General features: G+C 65.9%; 17 protein-coding genes and 1 riboswitch. Of the genes, 6 read left to right on the top strand and 11 right to left on the bottom strand.

The window, feature by feature from the left end; genetic code table 11:
• The 3 genes from AC1DEK_RS01710 to AC1DEK_RS01720 form a co-directional block, all read right to left on the bottom strand.
• A complete protein-coding gene (locus tag AC1DEK_RS01710) occupies positions 1-3,243 on the bottom strand; it encodes an efflux RND transporter permease subunit (RefSeq protein ID WP_478123459.1) in 3,243 nt (1,080 codons plus the stop codon).
• A gap of 25 nt (positions 3,244-3,268) precedes the next feature.
• Complete coding sequence (locus AC1DEK_RS01715) at positions 3,269-4,510, bottom strand: efflux RND transporter periplasmic adaptor subunit (protein WP_478123460.1); 1,242 nt, start codon at positions 4,508-4,510, stop codon at positions 3,269-3,271.
• A gap of 244 nt (positions 4,511-4,754) precedes the next feature.
• Entirely contained in the window at positions 4,755-5,615 is an 861-nt protein-coding gene (locus AC1DEK_RS01720; RefSeq protein WP_478123461.1) for an alpha/beta hydrolase, read from the bottom strand.
• 180 nt (positions 5,616-5,795) lie between these two features.
• On the opposite strand from AC1DEK_RS01720, the gene AC1DEK_RS01725 reads away from it, so the two are divergent.
• The 4 genes from AC1DEK_RS01725 to iaaH all read left to right on the top strand — a co-directional run bounded on the left by AC1DEK_RS01725 (position 5,796) and on the right by iaaH (position 10,367).
• Positions 5,796-6,710 (top strand): LysR family transcriptional regulator, encoded by a 915-nt coding sequence (locus tag AC1DEK_RS01725; RefSeq protein ID WP_478123462.1) that lies wholly within the window; start codon positions 5,796-5,798, stop codon positions 6,708-6,710.
• A gap of 119 nt (positions 6,711-6,829) precedes the next feature.
• Positions 6,830-7,987 (top strand): DUF3182 family protein, encoded by a 1,158-nt coding sequence (locus tag AC1DEK_RS01730; RefSeq protein WP_478123463.1) that lies wholly within the window; start codon positions 6,830-6,832, stop codon positions 7,985-7,987.
• Positions 7,971-8,747: an alpha/beta hydrolase family protein gene (locus tag AC1DEK_RS01735; RefSeq protein ID WP_478123464.1), complete on the top strand. Its 777-nt coding sequence runs from the start codon at positions 7,971-7,973 to the stop codon at positions 8,745-8,747. Before AC1DEK_RS01730 ends, AC1DEK_RS01735 begins: the two co-directional genes overlap by 17 nt.
• A gap of 96 nt (positions 8,748-8,843) precedes the next feature.
• Positions 8,844-10,367 carry an indoleacetamide hydrolase gene (gene iaaH, locus AC1DEK_RS01740; RefSeq protein ID WP_478123465.1) on the top strand — a complete coding sequence of 508 codons (1,524 nt, stop codon included), beginning with the start codon at positions 8,844-8,846 and terminating at the stop codon, positions 10,365-10,367.
• Positions 10,368-10,484: 117 nt separating this feature from the next.
• On the opposite strand, the gene AC1DEK_RS01745 is transcribed toward iaaH, so the two are convergent.
• Genes AC1DEK_RS01745 through AC1DEK_RS01780 form a run of 8 tightly spaced genes read right to left on the bottom strand, consistent with a single transcriptional unit; the run spans position 10,485 to position 18,041 of the window.
• Positions 10,485-11,474 (bottom strand): aminotransferase class I/II-fold pyridoxal phosphate-dependent enzyme, encoded by a 990-nt coding sequence (locus AC1DEK_RS01745; RefSeq protein ID WP_478123466.1) that lies wholly within the window; start codon positions 11,472-11,474, stop codon positions 10,485-10,487.
• Positions 11,471-12,415, bottom strand: coding sequence for an adenosylcobinamide-phosphate synthase CbiB (gene cbiB, locus AC1DEK_RS01750; RefSeq protein ID WP_478123467.1), 945 nt, complete (start codon positions 12,413-12,415; stop codon positions 11,471-11,473). Before cbiB ends, AC1DEK_RS01745 begins: the two co-directional genes overlap by 4 nt.
• A 19-nt stretch (positions 12,416-12,434) precedes the next feature.
• On the bottom strand, positions 12,435-13,004 hold the full coding sequence (cobO, locus tag AC1DEK_RS01755; RefSeq protein ID WP_478123468.1) for a cob(I)yrinic acid a,c-diamide adenosyltransferase: 570 nt from the start codon (positions 13,002-13,004) through the stop codon (positions 12,435-12,437).
• A gap of 17 nt (positions 13,005-13,021) precedes the next feature.
• The gene (locus tag AC1DEK_RS01760; protein ID WP_478123469.1) at positions 13,022-13,810 is read right to left on the bottom strand and encodes an ABC transporter ATP-binding protein; all 789 of its coding nucleotides are present in this window, start codon (positions 13,808-13,810) and stop codon (positions 13,022-13,024) included.
• Positions 13,810-14,814 (bottom strand): FecCD family ABC transporter permease, encoded by a 1,005-nt coding sequence (locus AC1DEK_RS01765; protein ID WP_478123470.1) that lies wholly within the window; start codon positions 14,812-14,814, stop codon positions 13,810-13,812. The genes AC1DEK_RS01760 and AC1DEK_RS01765 overlap by 1 nt, the downstream gene beginning before the upstream one ends.
• A 16-nt stretch (positions 14,815-14,830) precedes the next feature.
• Positions 14,831-15,694: an ABC transporter substrate-binding protein gene (locus tag AC1DEK_RS01770; RefSeq protein WP_478123471.1), complete on the bottom strand. Its 864-nt coding sequence runs from the start codon at positions 15,692-15,694 to the stop codon at positions 14,831-14,833.
• Positions 15,691-16,275 carry a bifunctional adenosylcobinamide kinase/adenosylcobinamide-phosphate guanylyltransferase gene (locus tag AC1DEK_RS01775; RefSeq protein WP_478123472.1) on the bottom strand — a complete coding sequence of 195 codons (585 nt, stop codon included), beginning with the start codon at positions 16,273-16,275 and terminating at the stop codon, positions 15,691-15,693. The genes AC1DEK_RS01770 and AC1DEK_RS01775 overlap by 4 nt, the downstream gene beginning before the upstream one ends.
• Positions 16,260-18,041, bottom strand: a complete 1,782-nt coding sequence (locus AC1DEK_RS01780) for a TonB-dependent receptor domain-containing protein (RefSeq protein WP_478123473.1) — start codon at positions 18,039-18,041, stop codon at positions 16,260-16,262. Before AC1DEK_RS01780 ends, AC1DEK_RS01775 begins: the two co-directional genes overlap by 16 nt.
• A gap of 182 nt (positions 18,042-18,223) precedes the next feature.
• Positions 18,224-18,463, bottom strand: a riboswitch (cobalamin riboswitch).
• A gap of 35 nt (positions 18,464-18,498) precedes the next feature.
• On the opposite strand from AC1DEK_RS01780, the gene AC1DEK_RS01785 reads away from it, so the two are divergent.
• Together AC1DEK_RS01785 and AC1DEK_RS01790 are read left to right on the top strand one after the other, a co-directional pair.
• Entirely contained in the window at positions 18,499-18,723 is a 225-nt protein-coding gene (locus AC1DEK_RS01785; RefSeq protein WP_478123474.1) for a DUF904 domain-containing protein, read from the top strand.
• On the top strand, positions 18,723-19,061 hold the full coding sequence (locus AC1DEK_RS01790) for a cell division protein ZapA (RefSeq protein WP_478123475.1): 339 nt from the start codon (positions 18,723-18,725) through the stop codon (positions 19,059-19,061). The genes AC1DEK_RS01785 and AC1DEK_RS01790 overlap by 1 nt, the downstream gene beginning before the upstream one ends.
• Positions 19,062-19,110 lie beyond the last annotated feature (49 nt).

Consider the following 19,110-nt stretch of genomic DNA (forward strand, 5'->3'; position numbering starts at 1 on the left):
TCAGCTTTCCAAAGACTTCAGGGGTGCGGCGGGCATCGGCCGCAGCGGTCCGCCGCCAGCCGGCGCGGTAGCGAATGCGTCGACATGCGGCACCTCGCCGTGCAGCCTGAGCGGGCGATTGCCCGTCATGCGCCGCAGCAGCACATAGAAGACGGGCGTCAGGAACAAACCGAAAGCCGTCACGCCGATCATTCCGGAGAACACCGCGATGCCCATGGCCTTGCGCATCTCGGCGCCCGCACCCGTGGACAACACGAGCGGCAGCACACCCATGACGAACGCCATCGAAGTCATCAGGATGGGCCGCAGCCGTAGCCGGGCTGCCTCGACCGCTGCCTGTATCGGCGAGCGCCCGGCAAACTCCAGCTCGCGCGCGAACTCCACGATCAGGATCGCGTTCTTCGCCGAGAGGCCGACGAGCACCATCAGCCCGATCTGCGTGAAGACGTTGTTGTCGCCCTTCGACAGCCACACGCCGGTCATTGCCGCGAGCAAGCCCATCGGCACGATCAGGATGATCGCGATCGGCAGCGTGAGGCTCTCGTACTGCGCGGCCAGCACCAGGAACACCAGCAGGATCGCGAGCGGGAACACCCACAGCGCGGAGTTGCCTGCAAGGATCTCCTGGTAGGTCAGCTCCGTCCACTCGAAGCTGATGCCCTTGGGCAGCGTCTCCGCGGCGATGCGCTCGATGGCGGCCTGCGCCTGCCCCGACGAGAAGCCGGGCGCCGGTCCCCCGTTGATGTCGGCCGAAAGGAACCCGTTGTAGCGCATCGCGCGTTCCGGCCCATAGCTCGGCTGGATGTTCATCAGCGCGGACAAAGGCACCATCTCGCCGCTGGCCGAACGCACCTTGAGCAGGCCGACATCCTCGGCGCGAGCCCGGTACGGCGCATCGGCTTGCACACGCACGCTGTACGTGCGGCCGAAGCGATTGAAGTCATTCGCATACAGGCTGCCGAGGTAGATCTGCATGGTGTCGAAGACGTCCGTCACAGAGACGCCCAGCTGGCGCGCCTTCGTGCGGTCGATGTCGGCGTAGAGCTGCGGCACGTTGACCTGCCAGCTCGTGAACATGCCCGCGAGTTCCGGCGTCTGGTAGGCCTTGGCCATGAACGCCTTCACCGCGCCATCCATGGCCGCGTAGCCCAGTGAGCCCCGGTCTTCCAACTGCAGCTTGAATCCGCCGGTGGTCCCCAGCCCCTGGACCGGCGGCGGCGGAAAGATCGCAATGAATGCATCCTGGATCTGGCTGAACTGCGCGTTGAGCTGCCCGGCGATGGCACCTGCGCTGAGGTTCGCAGCCTTGCGCTCGTCGAAGTCCTTCAGGCTCACGAAGACGATGCCGGAGTTCGAGCTGTTCGTGAAGCCGTTGATCGACAAGCCCGGGAAGGTGATTGCGTGCTCCACCCCCGGCTGCTTCATCACGATGTCGTTCATGCGGCGCGTGACTTCTTCCGTACGGTCGAGCGTGGCGCCATCAGGCAACTGGGCGAAGCCGATCAGGTATTGCTTGTCCTGCGCGGGCACGAAGCCGCCGGGCACTGCCTTGAAGAGCCCGAAGGTCACGCCCACCAGCGCGAGATAGATCACCATCATCAGCGCCTTGCGCGAGATAGCCCCCTTCACGCCGCTGCTGTAGCCCTCGGCGCCGCGGTGGAACACCCGGTTGAAGCCACGGAAGAAGCGGCCGAACACACGGTCCATGCCGCGCGTCAGCGCATCCTTGGGCGCATCGTGGCCGCGCAGCAGCAATGCCGCGAGCGCCGGTGACAAGGTCAGCGAGTTGATCGCCGAGATCACGGTCGAGATGGCAATCGTCAGCGCGAACTGTCGATAGAACTGCCCCGTCAGGCCGCTGATGAAAGCCAGTGGCACGAACACCGCGACCAGCACCAGCGCGATCGCGATGATCGGCCCCGACACCTCGCGCATGGCCCGGTAAGTCGCTTCGCGCGGACTCAGGCCAGCCTCGATGTTGCGTTCCACGTTCTCCACGACCACGATCGCGTCGTCCACCACGATGCCGATCGCAAGCACCAGACCGAACAGGCTCAACGCGTTGATCGAGAAGCCGAAGACATGCATCACCGCGAAGGTGCCGATCACCGAAATGGGCACTGCAAGCAGCGGAATGATCGACGCGCGCCACGTCTGCAGGAACAGGATGACCACGAGCACCACCAGCGCGATGGCCTCCAGCAGCGTGTGGATCACCGATTCGATCGAGGCGCGCACGAATTGCGTCGGGTCGTACACGATGCTGTAGTCCACGCCGTCGGGCATGTTCTTCTTCAGCTCGGCCATCGTGGCGCGCACGTCGTTCGAGATTTGAATCGCGTTCGAGCCTGGCGCCGCGAAGATCGGGACCGCGACGGCATCCTTGTTGTCGAGCAGCGAGCGCAGCGCATAGCTCGACGCACCGAGCTCGAGGCGCGCCACGTCACGCAGCCGCGTCACGGCGCCGTCCGAACTGGCCTTCACGATGATGTCGCCGAACTCGTCCTCGGTCTGCAGGCGGCCTTGTGCGTTGATCGAAATCTGCATGTCCACACCCGGCAGGCCCGGCGATGCACCGACCACGCCCGCGGCTGCCTGCACGTTCTGTTCGCGGATGGCTCGCACTACGTCGCTTGCCGAAAGTCCGCGCTGCGCCATCTTCTGCGGATCGAGCCAGACGCGCATCGAATAGTCACCGGAGCCGAACAGCTGCACGTCGCCGACACCCTGCACGCGCGCCAGCCGGTCCTTGACGTTGAGCACCGCGTAATTGCGCAGGTAGGTCATGTCATAGCGGCCGTTGGGCGACAGCAGGTGCACCACCATCGTGAGATCTGGCGAGCTCTTGATGGTCGTGATACCGAGCCGGCGCACTTCTTCGGGCAGCCTGGGCTCGGCTTGCGAGACGCGGTTCTGCACCAGTTGCTGCGCCTTGTCGGGATCGGTGCCGAGCTTGAAGGTCACCGTCAGCGTGAGCAGGCCATCGGTAGTGGCCTGGCTGCTCATGTAGAGCATGCCTTCGACCCCGTTGATGGATTCCTCAAGCGGCGTGGCCACGGTCTCGGCGATCACCTTCGGGTTCGCGCCGGGGTAGTTGGCCCGCACCACGATCGATGGCGGCACCACTTCGGGATACTCGGAGATCGGCAGCCCGCGCAGCGCGATCAGGCCCGCGATCAGCATCAGGAGCGAGAGCACGCCGGCAAAGATCGGCCGGTCGATGAAGAACTTGGAAAGATTCATGGTGATTCCCCCGTCATGGCCGGGATCAGGATTTCGCGTCCGCGACGCGCTGTGTTTGCGGGCTTATCTCGGACTTGGCGTCCATCGTCACGGTCTGCGGCGTCACGATCGCGCCGGGCCTGATGTGCTGCAGGCCGTTGACCACCACGCGCTCGCCTGGCTTGAGCCCCTTGGTCACGACGCGCAAGCCGTTGACGGGCGCACCGAGCGCGACTTCGCGGTACTCGGCCTTGTTGTCTTCGCCGATGACCATCACGAACTTCTTGTTCTGGTCGGTGCCGACCGCGCGCTCGTTCACGAGCAAGGCCATGTCGCTGTGCGCCTGGCCCATGCGGATGCGCGCGAACTGTCCAGGGATGAGCGCGCCGTCCTTGTTGTCGAAGGCCGCGCGCACCCGCACGGTGCCGCTCTTTGCATCGACCTGGTTGTCGATGAGCTGCAAGCGGCCGACGTAGGGCGTGCCGTCCGTGCCGGCGGTGCCCATCTGCACAGGGATGCCCTCGATGGTCGAACGGGCGCTCGAGCCTCCCGGCAAGTCCTTGAGCGCGCGCACCACGATCTGCTCGTCAGCGTCGAAGCTCGCGTAGATGGGGCTGACGGAAACCAGCGTCGTCAGCACCGGTGCGCCAGGGCCGGCCGCCACCAGATTGCCCACCGTCACCTCCAGCTTGCCGATGCGCCCGGCGACCGGCGCGCGCACCTGCGTGTAGCCGAGATTGAGCCGCGCGCTTTGCAGCGATGCTTGCGCCGCGCGGAGGCTGGCCTCGGCCTCGCGACCGGCATTGGTGCGTTCGTCGAGCTCGCGCTGGGCAATCGCCTGCTCGGCCCAAAGACGGCGTGCACGCTCCTGCTCGCTGCGGGTGAAGGCCACCCGAGCCTGGGCCGAAGCGACTTGCGCTTCGGCGCGGTCCACCTCGGCGGCGTACGGCGCCGGATCGATCGTGATCAGCAATTCGCCCGATTTGACCAACGCGCCCTCGCGGAAATGCACGGCCTGCACCGCACCGGCGACCCTGGATCGCACGTCCACCCGCTCGACCGCTTCGAGCCTGCCCGAGAACTCGTCCCAGGTGTTGATGTCGCTCGCCGCCACCGTTGCCACGGACACAGGCACCGCCTGTGGCGCCGAAGCGCTCGGGCTGTTGGCCTGGGCATTGAGGCTGTGAAAGCCGAGCGCTGCGGACGCGATGGCGACGATGGCGGTGACGCCGGTCACTGCCGGCCAGAGACCGCGCCGGGTCAGGGAAGAAAGCTTGGAGTTCGACATGGTTCGTCCTTTTGGAGACTTCTTGGGATGCAAATCGCCCTCCCGCGCGGGTAGCGCAGGACAGCGGGAAAAACATGGGGATCGACTTGGGAGCGCGGGGGCGTGTGCCGAAATAGCGTTGCGCGGACGAAAGCGTCACCGGTGCGACGGTCGTTCATCGCACCGATCGAGGTGCGGTCACCTCAGCTTTCGGGGTCCATCCCGCGCAACGGGATCTCGGCGCACGTCTGCCGTGCGTCGCCGCTCAGTGAGGCGGCGGTGCCGCGCTGAAAAACTCGCGGAAGTGTTTCTGAACGACAGCTTCGCAGGCCGCGCAGCCGGGGTCGTCGGGCTTGAACAGTGCTTCGGGCCAGTTCGAAGCGGCGGGCAGCACATTGGCGCTGACGTCGATGCCGGCGCCGCCCAGCCGCTGCGCAAAGGCCAGGGCTTCGTCGCGCATCGGATCGTCCTTGCCGACCAGCACCAGCGTTCGCGCCACCTGGGCCAGCCTGAGCGAGCCGCCCGGAACCGCATAGGGGTGCGTCGCATTGACGGGACGGCTCAGGTACTCCTGCCAGCCCGACGCCCAGCGGCACTGCACGGCATCGCCTTTCGCCTGCCGCAGCGATGCCGTTCCCGTGCACGGGTCAAGCATCGGCGACAGCAGGATCTGCCCGGCCAGCGGAGGATGTGACCGGTCGCGCGCCATCAGGGCGACCGCCGCGGCAAGGTTGCCGCCGGCCTCTTCGCCAGCAAGAAACACCTCCGCGCCCTTGCCGCCCAGTTTGGTCCGCTGCTTGTAAAGCCACTCGAGCGACGCGAAGCCGACTTCGATGGGTTCGGGGAACGGAGCCTTCGGGGCGAGTGGATAGTCCAGCGACACCACCACCGCACCGGCGCCGACCAGCAGCCGGGCCACATTGCGGCCGTTGTCCAGGTCACCGCAGACAAAGGTGCCACCATGGAAATGCAGCACCAGCGGCACCGTGGCACCCCGGGCGCGCTCGCCGTAGACGCGGGCCCGTACCGCCTCGCGGCCGGGCAGTTCGATGCGGATGTCCTTTTCGGCATCCCGCACGGTGGCCGGGGAGCCTTCGGCGATCGACGGGGATGTTGGGGTTGACATGGACGACCTCTGTGGATGGACGATAGGTGGAATATAAGTCTCTGGTCCGTTGCTGCAACCAGACACCGGACCCCACTCTGTTTCCATTGGAAGAACAATCGACCTGAGAGGCCGTGTGAGAATCCCGCTCCCCCGGCCCCCCCGCCAACTGGCGCCCGTCCCATCCCAGGAGCAGCATAGATGGATCAGATCCAGGCCATGCGGATCTTTGTCCGCGTCGTCGAGGCAGGCACTTTCACCCGCGCAGCGGATTCGCTCGGCCTGCCCAAAGGCACCGTCACCAAGCAGATCCAGGCGCTGGAGTCGCGCCTGCACGTGAAGCTGCTCAATCGCACGACGCGGCGCGTCACTGTCACGCCTGACGGCGCCGCCTATTACGAACGCACCGCCCGGCTGCTGAATGACTTCGACGACATCGAGTCGAGCATGACCAACGCGCAGGCCAATCCCACGGGGCGATTGCGGATCGATGTCGGCTCGTCAATGGCGCGGCTCGTCATCCTGCCGTCGCTTGCAACCTTTTGCGACCGTTATCCGGACATTCAGGTCGACGTGGGGGTCAGCGATCGGCCCGTCGACCTCATTACGGACAACGTCGACTGCGTGATTCGGGGCGGCGATTTGACCGACCAGTCACTAGTGGCCCGGCGCATCGGCAACCTGCCCTGGATGACCGTGGCCTCGCCCGCATACATCAAGCGCTATGGCGTGCCGCAGCACCCTTCGGATATCGAAAAGCGCCACCTCGTGGTGAGCTTCTTCTCCGGCAGCACCCGCCGCGTGTATCCACATGAATTCCATCGCGGCGAGGAGCAACTGGAGATCGCGGGGCCCTATCGCGTCTCCGTCAACGACAGCAATGCGCACATGACGGCCGTGCTGGGGGGCTTTGGCCTTTCACAGGTCATTACTTATATGGCGGAGCCTTACATTGCCAGCGGCGAGTTGGTGCAGATCCTTCCGGACTGGACCCGGCCGCCGCTTCCGGTGCATGTGGTGTATCCGCCCAACCGGCACCTGAGCGCCAAGGTTCGCGCCTTCGTCGACTGGGCCGCGGAACTGTTCGCGAAGCATCCGCAACTGCAGCGCATCTGAAGTCGGCGGAGGAAGTAGCGGCGGAAGGCGCGCATTGCAGCCTTGTCGCGCAGTGTCATGCGCCTTCCTCCGACACGGCGGTGTGCGCTTGGCGAGCAGTTTGCCCGTGAGGAGGCGACATGAACAGCTTGCGGAACGAGCAGATCCCGCGCCAGGCATCTGGCGACCCTGCGCTTGGGGAAGCCGGATACGTGATGGAATGGGTCATCGATTCGGCAAACTACTGCGGCGAACACGAGCGCCTCACGCGACGCGCTCTCGCCGAACGCATCGCCGCATTGCGGGGGCTGCAGTACTACGGGCTGGTGAGCCATCGTCCGCCGCCGCCGGGCCCCCTGTACTTCGTACCGAGCGATACTGTGGAAACCCACCGGGCGCAGGCCATCGGCATTCGCAGCGAAGACGATTTCTTCGGCGGCGCGGTGCCCTTCCGCTATGTCGCGACCAAGGCCATCAGCCATCCGCTGCACGATGACAGCGCGGAAGGCCCGCGTGACTGGGTCGAATCGTTTGCACCGCGCGTCCGCAAGTGCGTCTTGCCCGGCACGACCGCATTCAGCGAAGCCGATGCGCGCCGCGCCGGCCGTGTGCTGTTGTCCGAAGGCGATGTCAGGCTGAAACCGGTGCGAGCCACGGGCGGCAATGGGCAGACAGTGGTGAGGGACGCCGCTTCTCTCGACCGAACGCTGGCCAACATTCCGGACATCGCGACGGACGGCGTCGTCCTCGAGCGCAATCTCCACGACCCGCGCACCCTCAGCGTCGGTCAGGTGAAGATCGGCGGGCTGACCATCAGCTATTACGGCCTGCAGCGGCTCACGCAGAACCATCGTGGACATTGGGTCTACGGAGGCTCCGACCTGACCGCCGTGCGAGGCGGCTTCGATGCGCTCGACCAGTTGCAGCTTCAACCCTCGCTGCAATTGGCGATCGAGCAGGCAGCGGTCTATCACGCAGCCGTGGTCGAGAGCTTTCCCGGTTTCATGGCGTCGCGCATCAACTACGACGTCGCACAAGGCCACGACGATGCCGGCCAATGGCGTTCGGGCGTGCTGGAGCAGTCATGGCGTCTCGGTGGCGCGACCGGCGCGGAAGTGGCAGCGCTCGAAGTCTTCAAGACGCAGCCCGAGCGCTCGCTGGTGCGCGCATCGTGCTTCGAGGTGTTCGGCGAAGCCGAGCTTCCGCCCGGAGCCTGCGTCAACTACAGCGGCCATGACCCGGACGTGGGCCGATTGATGAAATACAGCTTTGTAGAAGCCCATGGCGACCCGGCATAAACAGGTCGAGATCGCCGTGGACGGGCAGCACATCGAGGGCACGCTGGTCGCTGCCTCGAACGCCGTGCCCGGCGTGCTGCTCGTGCATGGCTGGGACGGCAGCCAGGAGCAATACAAGGCGCGCGCGCACGAGATCGCCGCGCTGGGTTGCGTCTGCCTCACGTTCGACCTGCGCGGCCACGCCCGGCATGTCGCCCAACGGCAATCGGTGAGCCGCGAGGAGAACCTGCGGGACGTGCTCGCCGCCTACGATGTTCTCGTTCACCATCCCACTGTCGATCCGGAATCGATCGCCATTGTCGGGAGCAGCTACGGCGGCTACCTCGCGGCCATCGCCACGACGCTTCGGCCTGTCCGGTGGCTGGCGCTTCGCGTTCCGGCCCTCTACCGGGACGCCGACTGGAACGTTCCGAAGGGAGACTTGAGCCGCAGCGATCTGGCGGAGTACCGAAGGTCCGTCGTGGCGCCGCCGGACAACCGCGCGCTGGCCGCTTGTGCGCAATTCCGAGGCGACGCGCTCATCGTCGAATCCGAGAACGACAAGACCGTGCCCCACGCCGTGATCGAGAGCTATCTGGGCGCCTTCAAGCATGTCAAATCGGTCACCTATCGATGCATCGCCGGAGCCGATCATGCGCTGTCTGACGAGCGAAGCCGCCAGGCCTACGGCATGCTCCTGGTCTCATGGATGACCGAGATGACGCTGGGCGCCCGTGCCGCGGCCGGGCTGCTGCGACCCGCGCCGGACAGCCCCGCCTGAGCGCTGCGTAGCGGGAATTGGCGTGTCATCGATTTCGATGACAGACGGCGCAGCGCAAAGGGCGCAGCATGGCGAACCCTCTATCGGAGATCGCCAATGTTCATCCCCAAATCCGCATCTGCAGTCTTGGCCCTTCCTTTGCTGTGCGTTGCTGCCCTGTCGCCGACGGCGCGCGCCGCATCCGGCACTCCGGACATCGCCACGCTGACTGCGAGCGAAGCCGTGCGGCAACTGTGCGCCGGTTCGCTGAGCAGCGAGCAATTGGTCTCCGCCTATCTGGCGCGGGCCAAGGCCAGAACAAACCTCAACGCTTTCGTCACGCTCGACGAAGCCGGCGCCCTGAAGGCTGCCAAGGCTGCCGATGCGGCCAGAAAACGCGGCGGTCCGTGCAAGCCGCTGGCGGGGCTGCCGATCGTCATCAAGGACAACATCCAGGTGCAGGGCTTGCCCGCCACGGCCGGGACGCCAGCGCTGAAGTCCTTCGTGCCCACCTCCGATGCGCCCGTGGTCGCCAAGCTGCGGGCGGCCGGCGCAGTCATCATGGGCAAGACGAACATGCACGAGCTCGCCTTTGGGGTGACTGGCTACAACCCCACTTTCCAGAGCGGTCCCCAGGTCGGCGTGCGCAATGCCTACGACCCGACACGGATCGCCGGCGGCTCGTCTTCCGGCAACGGCGCGGCGCTCGGCGCCCGCATGGCACCGGCCGCTCTCGGCACCGATACGGGCGGCTCCGTGCGCATCCCATGCGCCTTCAACGGCTGCGCTTCGCTGCGACCGACGGTCGGACGCTACTCGCAGCAGGGCATCGCGCCCATTTCGCACACGCGCGACACGGCGGGCCCGATGGCTTTGTCCATGGCCGACGTTGCGCTTCTCGATCGGGTGATCGCTGGCGGCAAGCCTGTCGAGGCCGCCAGTTTGAAGCGGGTGCGTCTCGGCGTGGTGCCGGCCTTCTACGCCAATCTGGATGCCGACACCAAGGCCGCCACCGATGCCGCGCTGGACAAGCTGCGCGCCGCCGGCGTGACGCTGGTGGACGTGGACATGCCCCATCTCATGGAAATCAACGGAGCAGTCGGCTTCCCCGTGGCGCTTTACGAAGCACACGACGACATGGTGGCCTACCTCGCCAGGTACCCGACAGGGATCGACATTGCCAAGCTGACGGCGGGCATCGCCAGCCCGGACGTCAAGGGCACATTCGAAGGACTGGTGATGCCGCGCAAGTTGCCGGCCGCCAATGGCGTAGTCGACGCCAAGCCCGCCTACGACAACGCAATGCGCGTCGCTCGACCGCAATTGCAGAAGCTCTATGGCGAGACGTTCGCGAGGAACAAGCTCGATGCGTTGATCTTTCCGACCGTGCCGCGTGTGGCGCTGGCGGCGACGCCCGAGGCCAGCAGCCCGGAGAACTTCAGTGCGCTGATCCAGAACACCGACCCGGGCAGCAATGCAGGCATCCCGGGCATACAACTGCCCGCTGGCCTGGGCGCCACGACAGGCTTGCCGGTGGGGTTGGAACTGGACGGGCCGGCAGGCAGCGACCGCAAGCTTCTGGCCATCGGGCTGGCGGTTGAACGCGAGCTGGGCCGCTTGCCGCCGCCGAAGGCGAAGTAGACCCTGCGGCTCAGCGCCTCGCCCAGCCCGAAAGCGCCGAGCGTCTTTCAATGCCCAGCTTGTCGAAGATGCGTCGCAGGTAGGTCCGTACAGTCGCCGTGGCCCGGCGCCGCCCAATCAACACCAGGCGCGGCGCAGCGCCTCCTGGCTGGCCGGAGGCAGGACGCCGAGCCTCACATGTCCGGGCAAGCCGAACGAAGCCGTGTCCCGGAGCTTGATGCCCACCGCTCTGAGCGCTTCAACCCGATCCATCGAATACGGGAGATTTGGCTGCGCACAAAAAAAGTTGGCGACGCTGGGAAGGCAATGCCAATCGATCGATTCGCACAGGGCAATTTGCGCTGACTTCCACATCCGCAGCGTGGTCCGGCTCTCGTTGAGCCAATGCTGCGCCGTGTCGCGGGTCCAACATTCAAGCAACGCAATGCCGTGCGAACCCAGCGGCCATGAAGGCGCGAGCCGGTTCATGTCCAAAACCATTTCGTCCGCGACGACGGGCGCGATTGCGTAGGCGGCGCGAATGCCGGTCAGGCCGAACGCCTTGTTGGGCGTCCATAGTTGCCATACCGCGTCCAGCCCCTCGGCGGTGAGCGACAACGCGCCCTCCAGCCGCAGCGGTTCGTAGGCGAGATCGAGCACGCGGACCGCGTTGCAGGTCGGCATTTCGACGACTTCAGCCAATTCAGTGCACGGCTGGCCCAGCGGGCTCGATGGATCGCAATACCAGACCAGGTCTGCACGATCGGCCTTGACCGCTTCAAGTCCCCATGCGCTCGCCGCACGAAGATAGTCGCCATAGCAATACGCCGGTACGCGCACGCACCGTCCGCCGCGACGCGCCACCGCCGCGGTGATGCGGCCGATGAACTCGCTCGCACTCGCAGCAATCACGATGCGCCCGGCCTCGACGCCGTGAAAGCGCGCCAGTCGTTCGCGCAGCGCCGCATAGAGCGGGTCCGGATAGCGGCTGGCATCCGCCCGTCGCACCGCCAGCAGTGCCTCCGGGCAGGGTCCGCAAGCATTGCTGTTGGTCGAAAAATCATGCGGCACCGTGCCGCGCGCGTCCGGGCCTCCATGCATTGGCTCGATCGCTTCAACCATGCTCATCCTTGGCTCCATGCCGCCCTGCCCCACGCCACGACCGTGGCGCATACGGCAGCCAGCACGACTGCGCGCAAAGCCAAGGCGATGGCGTCGACGGTGTCGCTCGCAGTTGCTTCCCGGCCCGCCGCGTTGAGTGCATAGACGTCCGGCTTGGCAAGCCGCACGCCCAGCCGCAGCGCCATCGCCGCCATCGGCCACCCACTGTTCGGCGAAGGGGTCCTGGCCGCTTCTCGCCGGCAAGCCGAGAAGCCGACCCGACCCCACAGCAGCATCGCCGTGAGTCGCGCAGGAATCCAAGACAGAACGTCGTCCGCGCGAGCTGCCCATTTGCCCGCCCACTCCCACTGCCGGCCGCCGCGATCACCCCGATAGCCCCACATCGCGTCGGCAGTGTTGGCGAAGCGATAGACCGCCGCGCCCGGCAGGCCGAAGAGCACGAACCAGAAGAGCGGCGCGACCACTGAATCGTTGAGGTTCTCCGCCAAGGACTCGATGGCGCTTTCTCGAACCTCGGTGCCGCTCAATGCACTCGCGTCGCGGCTCACCAGTCTCGCAAGCTGTACGCGGCCCGCCTCAAGCGATGTGCCGAGCGCGGCCTCGACGGCCAGCACTTCGTCGCACAGCATGCGCCACGCAAGCAACGGCTTCAGGGCAATTCCGATCAGCAATATTGCGGCCCAAACTGGAACCTTGCTCGCAATCCGATTCAACAGGCACGCGACGGCCAGGGCCAGGGCGGCACCCACACACCAGCCGATCGCACCTCCGGCAAATGCCGCGAACTTGCGCTCGGGCGTACCAGCCATCGGCGCGATGCGTTTTCCGGCGCCGTCCAGATAGCGCCCCATCCAGACCACCGGATGCCAGCGTGCAGCCGGCTCGCCGAGCCAGCGATCGATGGCGAGCGCAAGCCAGAGGGCCGCTATCGAGATCAAGGCCGACATCCCGCGCCTTCTTCCCTCGTCAGTCCTCGATGCCTCGCTGCGCCGGAATGCCGGCTTTGAACGCATGCTTGACCATCTGCATGTCGGTCACGGTGTCGGCCAGTTCGATGATCTCCGGCGGACAGCGCCGGCCAGTCAGCACCACATGCACTTCCTTGGGCCGCGTACGAAGTGTTTCGAGCACGCCATCAAGTGGCAACCAGCCGTAGATGAGCGGATAGGTGATCTCGTCGAGCACCACGAGAAAGTATTCGCCGGAGAGGATGGCCGCCTTCGCCTTCTGCCATCCGTCACGCGCAAGCTGGGCGGAGTGCTCCAGGTCCTGGCTCTTCCAGCTGAAGCCGTCGCCCAGACCTTCGATCGGGATGCCGATCTGCTCGAACATGCGGTGTTCGCCGAATCGCGCGCTGGGCACCTTCATGAACTGAAAGATCTTCACCGCCTTGCCACGGCCATGCGCCCGCAGCGCCAAGCCGAAAGCCGCAGTGCTCTTGCCTTTGCCGTCGCCGGTGTTGACGATGACGATGCCGCGGCGCTCGCCTTCGGGTTTTTCGTACGGCTTTTCGCTGGGAGGTGTTTCGATTTGCATGAGTTCTCGGAAGTTTGCTAGCGGGGAATGACCATCCAGTGCCCCGCCACACTGTGAACGGCCACACGGCGATCGAATACGGATTCCAGTGCGCTATGCGTGGCCGCCTCGCCGCAACGCCCATGATGGATCACCCGCCCTTGCGCCATGAGCACCATGTCGTCGGCGGCCAGTGCGACGTTGAGTTCGTGCAGCACGCTGATCACGGTTCGGCCACTGGCGACGAGACTGCGGGTGGTCTGGATCCAGTCCGCCTGGTGCGGCGGATCGAGGTTGGCGAGCGGTTCGTCCATCAGCAGCACGTCGGCCTCGACCGCCAGCGCGCGCGCCAGCAACACCCGCTGGCGTTCGCCGCCCGACAGATGGCCGAGCGGCCTGTCGCGCCACTCCCAGGCCTGGGTGCTGCGCAATGCGTGTTCGACCGCTGCGCGATCGGCTTCGCTCGGAGTCGCGAGCCATCGCTGATGCGGCAGGCGGCCCAGCATCGCGACGTCGAACACCATGAGATCGTCCGCGCTGCCCTCGCCCGCACCGCCCTGGCCGAGCCAGGACATCCGCCGCGCGCGCGCGCGGCCGGTGACTGCCGAAAGCGGCTGACCCAGCAAGCGCACTTCGCCTTCGCAGGGCAAGAGCCCCGCAATGGCCTTGAGCAAGGTCGACTTTCCGGCACCGTTCGGTCCGACGATGCTCGTCCATCGAGCCTGAGCCAGGGCGAGATCGATGCCGTGCAACACCTCGGTGCCGCCGAGCGCTGCACTGAGATGCCGCGCCTCCAGCGCCGGTTCGCCAATCGCGACCTGCGCCATCACATGCCCCCCCGCGCGCGCCGCCGATGCATGAGCCAGAGCAGATAGCTCCCGCCGAGCACAGCCGTCAGCACACCGACAGGCAGTTCCTGCGGCGCCACCAGCCAGCGCGCGAGCAGATCGGCCGACATCAGCAGCAGACCGCCCACCGCACTCGACAGCAGGATCAGCCGCGCATGCGTCGTCTTGACCGCGGAGCGCACCAGATGCGGCGCCGCCAGCCCGACGAAAGCGATCAGCCCCGTCTGCGCGACAGCTGCACCCGTTGCCAGCGCCAGCACGGCGACGAGTGCGGCTCGCATCGCTCCGAGCGGAAGCCCCAGACTGCTCGCCGTCGACTCGCCAAGCGCCAGGCCATCGAGCACGGGCGCGAGCGCCCATCCGAGCAGAAGGCAGATCACCCCCACGCCGCCCATCACCGCGCAGGCACTCCAGCCCACCAGGCCGGTGCTGCCGAGCATGAAGCCCTGGATCGCCTGCAGGACATCGGTCGATGCAATGGTGATCAAGTCTTTCACCGCGCCGAGCACCACGCCGACGATCACCCCTGCGAGCAAGAGCCGGAGCGTTTGCTGAACGCCTCGCGCCAGCACCAGCGTGAACATCACCGCCAGGACGGCGCCAAGGAAGGCAGCGCCCGTCACCCCGAGGCGTGCCACCCATTGCATGCTGGTCGGCGAAGCACCGAACATCCACAGCGCGAGCGCCACGCCGAGCGATGCGCCGGACGCGCTGCCCAGCAAGTAGGGATCGGCCAGGGGATTTCGGAAGAGCCCTTGCGCCACGGCGCCCGAGAACCCGAGCAGCGCGCCCGCGAGCCACGCACCCAGGGTTCGCGGAAGCCGGATGTCCCAGACGATCTGCAGCGCAACCGGATCGCCCCAGGCCCTAAGGACGCTTTCGAATCCCGTGCTCCCGACACCCGCGCCGAGCATCAATACGGCGGCGCCCAGGACCAGCAAGGCGATGCCGAGCGCGAGCGCGCGGCGATGCTGGCTTTTCATCGGCCCTCCGCCCGCATCACGGCGCCTTCGCCAACAGGCATTGCGCCATCAGCCTTGCAGCTTCGCCCATGCGCGGTCCGGGCCGCACCAGCACGTCCGATTCATCCGCGGTGAAGCGGCAGATACGCCCACTGCGAACGGCCTTGATATGGCCCCAGCCCGGCCGCTGTTCCATGCCTTGCCCGCTGCGCTCGCCCACCATGATGAGGTCAGGATCGGCGCGCACGACGAACTCCGGATTCAGCTTGGGAAACGGACCGAGCGATGCAGGGACGATGTTCCTTGCACCGAGCCGCGTGAGCGTCTCGCCGATGAATGAAGACTCGCCGGCCGCATAGGGCCCGTTGTTCACTTCGAAGTACACACGCGTGTGCTTCACGCCCTCTGGCAGCGACTGCGCCGCCGCGGAGACGCTGGCGTCGATGGTGCGCCAGACCTGTTGCGCATCGCCAGCGCCCAGCAATCGGGCAAGCGCCTCCAGCACGCGCCGCACATCGGCATGGTTCTTGGGTTCGAGCACCACCACCTTGAGCCCCAAGGCTTCCAGTCGTTCGGTCACACGCGAAGATTTTGCGAGCAGCACGACGTCGGGCTTGAGCGCGACGATGGCCTCGACATTCGGATCGATGCCTCCGCCCGCCTGCGGCAAGAGCCGCACGGATGCGGGCCAGTTCGAATAGCGGTCCACGCCGACCAGTCGATCGCATGCGCCGAGCGTGCAGACGGACTCGGTCAATGATGGCAGCAGCGTCACGATGCGTTGTGGCGGCTTCGGGATGTCGACGCCCACGCCGCGCTCGTCCGTCACGATGACAGCCTGCGCCGTCACCACAAAGACGGCGAGGAACGCGGCAATAGACAGTCTCGCGAGGCAATTCACGCGGGCTCCTTCAAGGTCAACGGCAGCCCGGCCGCCATGAACGTGACGCGATCGCAAGCCGCCGCGACTTCCTGGTTGAGGCGCCCGAGTGCATCGACAAAAGCGCGGACGTCGCGTCCGAGCGGAATCACCCCGAGGCCGATTTCATTGCCGATGAGCACCAGCGGACCTCGCGCCGCGCTGATTTCTCGCACGAGCGCCGCACTGGCAGGCTCCGCCGCAGCCTCATCGAGGCCGACCACAGTGTCCGCCGGCATCAGCAGATTGGTGAGCCAGAGCGTGAGGCAATCGACGAGCACCAAGGTCTCAGGCGTGCTGTGCGCCCGAATCGCCTCCGCAAGCGCGAATGGCTCCTCGATGGTGACCATTGCCGGCACGCGCACTGCGCGATCGCTGCGATGCCGCGCAATGCGGTCCTGCATTTCATCGTCGCGCGGCAGTGCCGTCGCGACGAGGACAGCGCGATGCGCCACCGAACAAGAGAGCCACGCCGCAGCGAGTTTCTCGCCGCGGCGCGACTTGCCGCTGCGCTGGCCGCCGAGGATCAGTTCGCGGCAAGCCGTGGTCACTTGGGTTGCCACCGCACCGTGAGGAAGAAGCCGCGTCCGGGCTGGTTATAGCCATAGGCGGTCTCGTAGGTTGCGTCTCCGACGTTCACGATGCGTCCCTGCACAGACCAGTTTTTCGAGACGCGGTATTCGGCATAGAGGTCGACCGTCGTGTAGGCGTTGAGCACCAGTTTGTTGGCCGCATCGTCATAGCGCTTGCCCACGTAGAGCGCCGAGCCGCCGAACTTCCACGGGCCGACGGCGTAGTCAGCGCCAAGCGTCGCAACATCCTTCGCGCGGCGCGGCAGTTGTTTGCCGGAGATCTCGTTTTTCGGATCGAGGGAGTCGTAGCTTGCATGCAATCCAAGGTCGCCGTATTGGCCATCGTAGCTCAGCGTCGCACCCTGTATGCGTGCCCGGGGAATGTTCTGGGGCAGCGTGGTGTTCGTGATGAACCCATCGATGTCATTCTGATACGCCACCAGTTTCACGGTGTGCGCGCCCTGTGTCCACGTGATTCCGAGATCGGTGTTCTCGCCCTCTTCCGGCTTCAGGTTGGGGTTGCCGAACGCCGGGTAGTAGAGCTGATTGAAAGACGGCGCGACGAAGCTGGTGCCATGCGAGACGTTGACGCGCCAGTTCTCGGTGAAGCGGTACCCGTAGCCCGCGAACCACGTGTCATGGTCGCCGAACTGCGAGTTGCTGTCGTGCCGCCCGTTGACCTGCCAACTGTGCGGACCCGCGTTGCCATTGAGGCCGACAAAGACCGAGTCGATGTCGCGATCGATCACGGTATAGGGTGTGTCGCTGTTCACTTTTTGTTCGAGACGCTCGAAGCCCGCGAGCACCGTGCCGATGGGCGTGATGATGTCGTTCTGCCACAGGTACTGGTTTTGCGTCGTCTCGAAAAGACCCGGAACGTTCCCCGGCGCAGCCACGATGGCGTGCGTGTCGTCGTCGCTGCGGCCGTATCGCAGCTGCGTGGTCCAGTTCGATGTCACAGCCCCGCGCACGCCGGCGTAGCCGTTCTGCGTGCGCTGCACGCCGCGCGTGTCGCGGCCCAGGCCGTCGTCGTAGTGGTTCAGGCCATCGGAATACAGCAGGCCGGCATCGAACTTCCAGTCCGGGTTGAACTGATAGCCGAACGATGCGTTCGCGGCGCTCTGGTTGAAGGGATCGCGGTCGGGGTTGTAGTTGTTGAACGGCACGCGACTGTTCGTCGCCGAAATGCTGTTGACCAAGGTGCGCTGAACATCGAGCGCGTAGGTCGCGGCCCCGGACGCGCCGCTGAAGCCGCCGGCGATCTGCTTGTAGCTGTCCGTGCCGATCGTCGAAGACACGCGGGGGACGAACAGGTCCTCGGCCCGAGTGGCCTTGCGCGTGAAGATCTGCACCACGCCGCCCACCCCGTCACTGCCGTAGAGCGCGGAAACCGGGCCTTTCACCACTTCGATGTGGTCGATCATCTCGACCGGGATGTTGTCCCAGGACGGTGTTCCGAGCGTCGCGGAGCCGTAGCGCACACCATCGATCAGCAAGATGGTGTGACGGCTCTCGGCCCCGCGGATGAGCACGCCAGTCTGTTTGCCGGGTCCGCTGCCGGTCGACGATATCTGGATGCCCGGAATTCGCGCGAGGATTTCGGGCAGCGTGCGGTTCGACTGCTCTTCGATTTGAGCGCGGTCGATGACGACGGTGTCCGACACCAGATCGTTGGTGCGAGTGGGCGTGCGCGTCGCTGTCACGACGGTTTCGGGGAGCGTGGGATTGGCGCTCTGGGCCATGGCCGTCGATGTCATGCCCGTCAAGGCGACGACAGCCAGGGAAACCGAACGAAGGCGCGCGAGCGGCCACGGACGAGCACACCTCTGGGCGGGCGCGGAAAAAACGCAGTGATTCATGAGGAGACAACAAAGATCAATGTCCTTCGCCGGCTTCCCCGCCAACGCTTGGACGTCATGGCTGCTGCACGCTTGCGCATGCGGCAGCCGCCTCGTTGGCCGGTATCCGGGCTGGCAGTACGGCCCTCGTCGCCTTCCCAGATGCCTGTTTCAGGGCACCCAGTGGCTGATTGACGAAGGTGGCGCCCGATGGGCGCCGACTGCTTGACCGTTGCGGGGGCAGCGCAGGCTGGCTCGGTCCCGGGGGACCTCGACTCCTGCTTCCCGTTGAACTGCGGCGCGTGAACCACGCAGCGAGCACCAACGCGTGGAATTGTAGGGTGTCCGCCTGCCCCGGAAACTACAATCGCACCCCATGCCCGCACCGAGCCGTATTGACCAGATCGCCGAGCGCGTCGAACGCCTGCTCGTGCGCCACGAAGAAGTACAGCGCACCAACGCTTTGCTTCAGGACCAGGTGGACGCGCTCACGCGCGAACGCGACGCGCTCAAATCGCGGCTTGCCGCCGCGCGCACGCGGCTCGATGCGCTGCTCGAACAGCTACCGGCTGATCCCACTCAAGACGCAAGCTCACGTTGATGAAACAAATCGAAGTCCAGATCATGGGCCAGGGTTATCTGCTCGGCTGCCCCGAAGGCGGCGAAGCGCAATTGCGTGAAGCCGTCGAACGCGTCGATGCCGCGATGTGCAAGATTCGCGATGCAGGAAAGGTCAAGGCCCGCGACCGCATCGCCGTGCTGGCTTCGCTCAATCTGGCGTTCGACCTCGTGCAACGAGAGGCACAACCAGCTACGGCTCCGGCGCCCGCCCCCGCCGTCGCGGGAGATGCAGCCGACGACCCTGCCGACGAGGCCCGTGCCGCGCAATTGATTCAGCGGCTCGATCAGGCCCTCGCGGGCGATGGACATTTGCTCTAGCCACAGCGCCCGAGAGGCGTAAAATCCACCTTGTCTGCGGTGCGTGTCG

Source organism: Variovorax sp. 10N420, assembly GCF_056394705.1.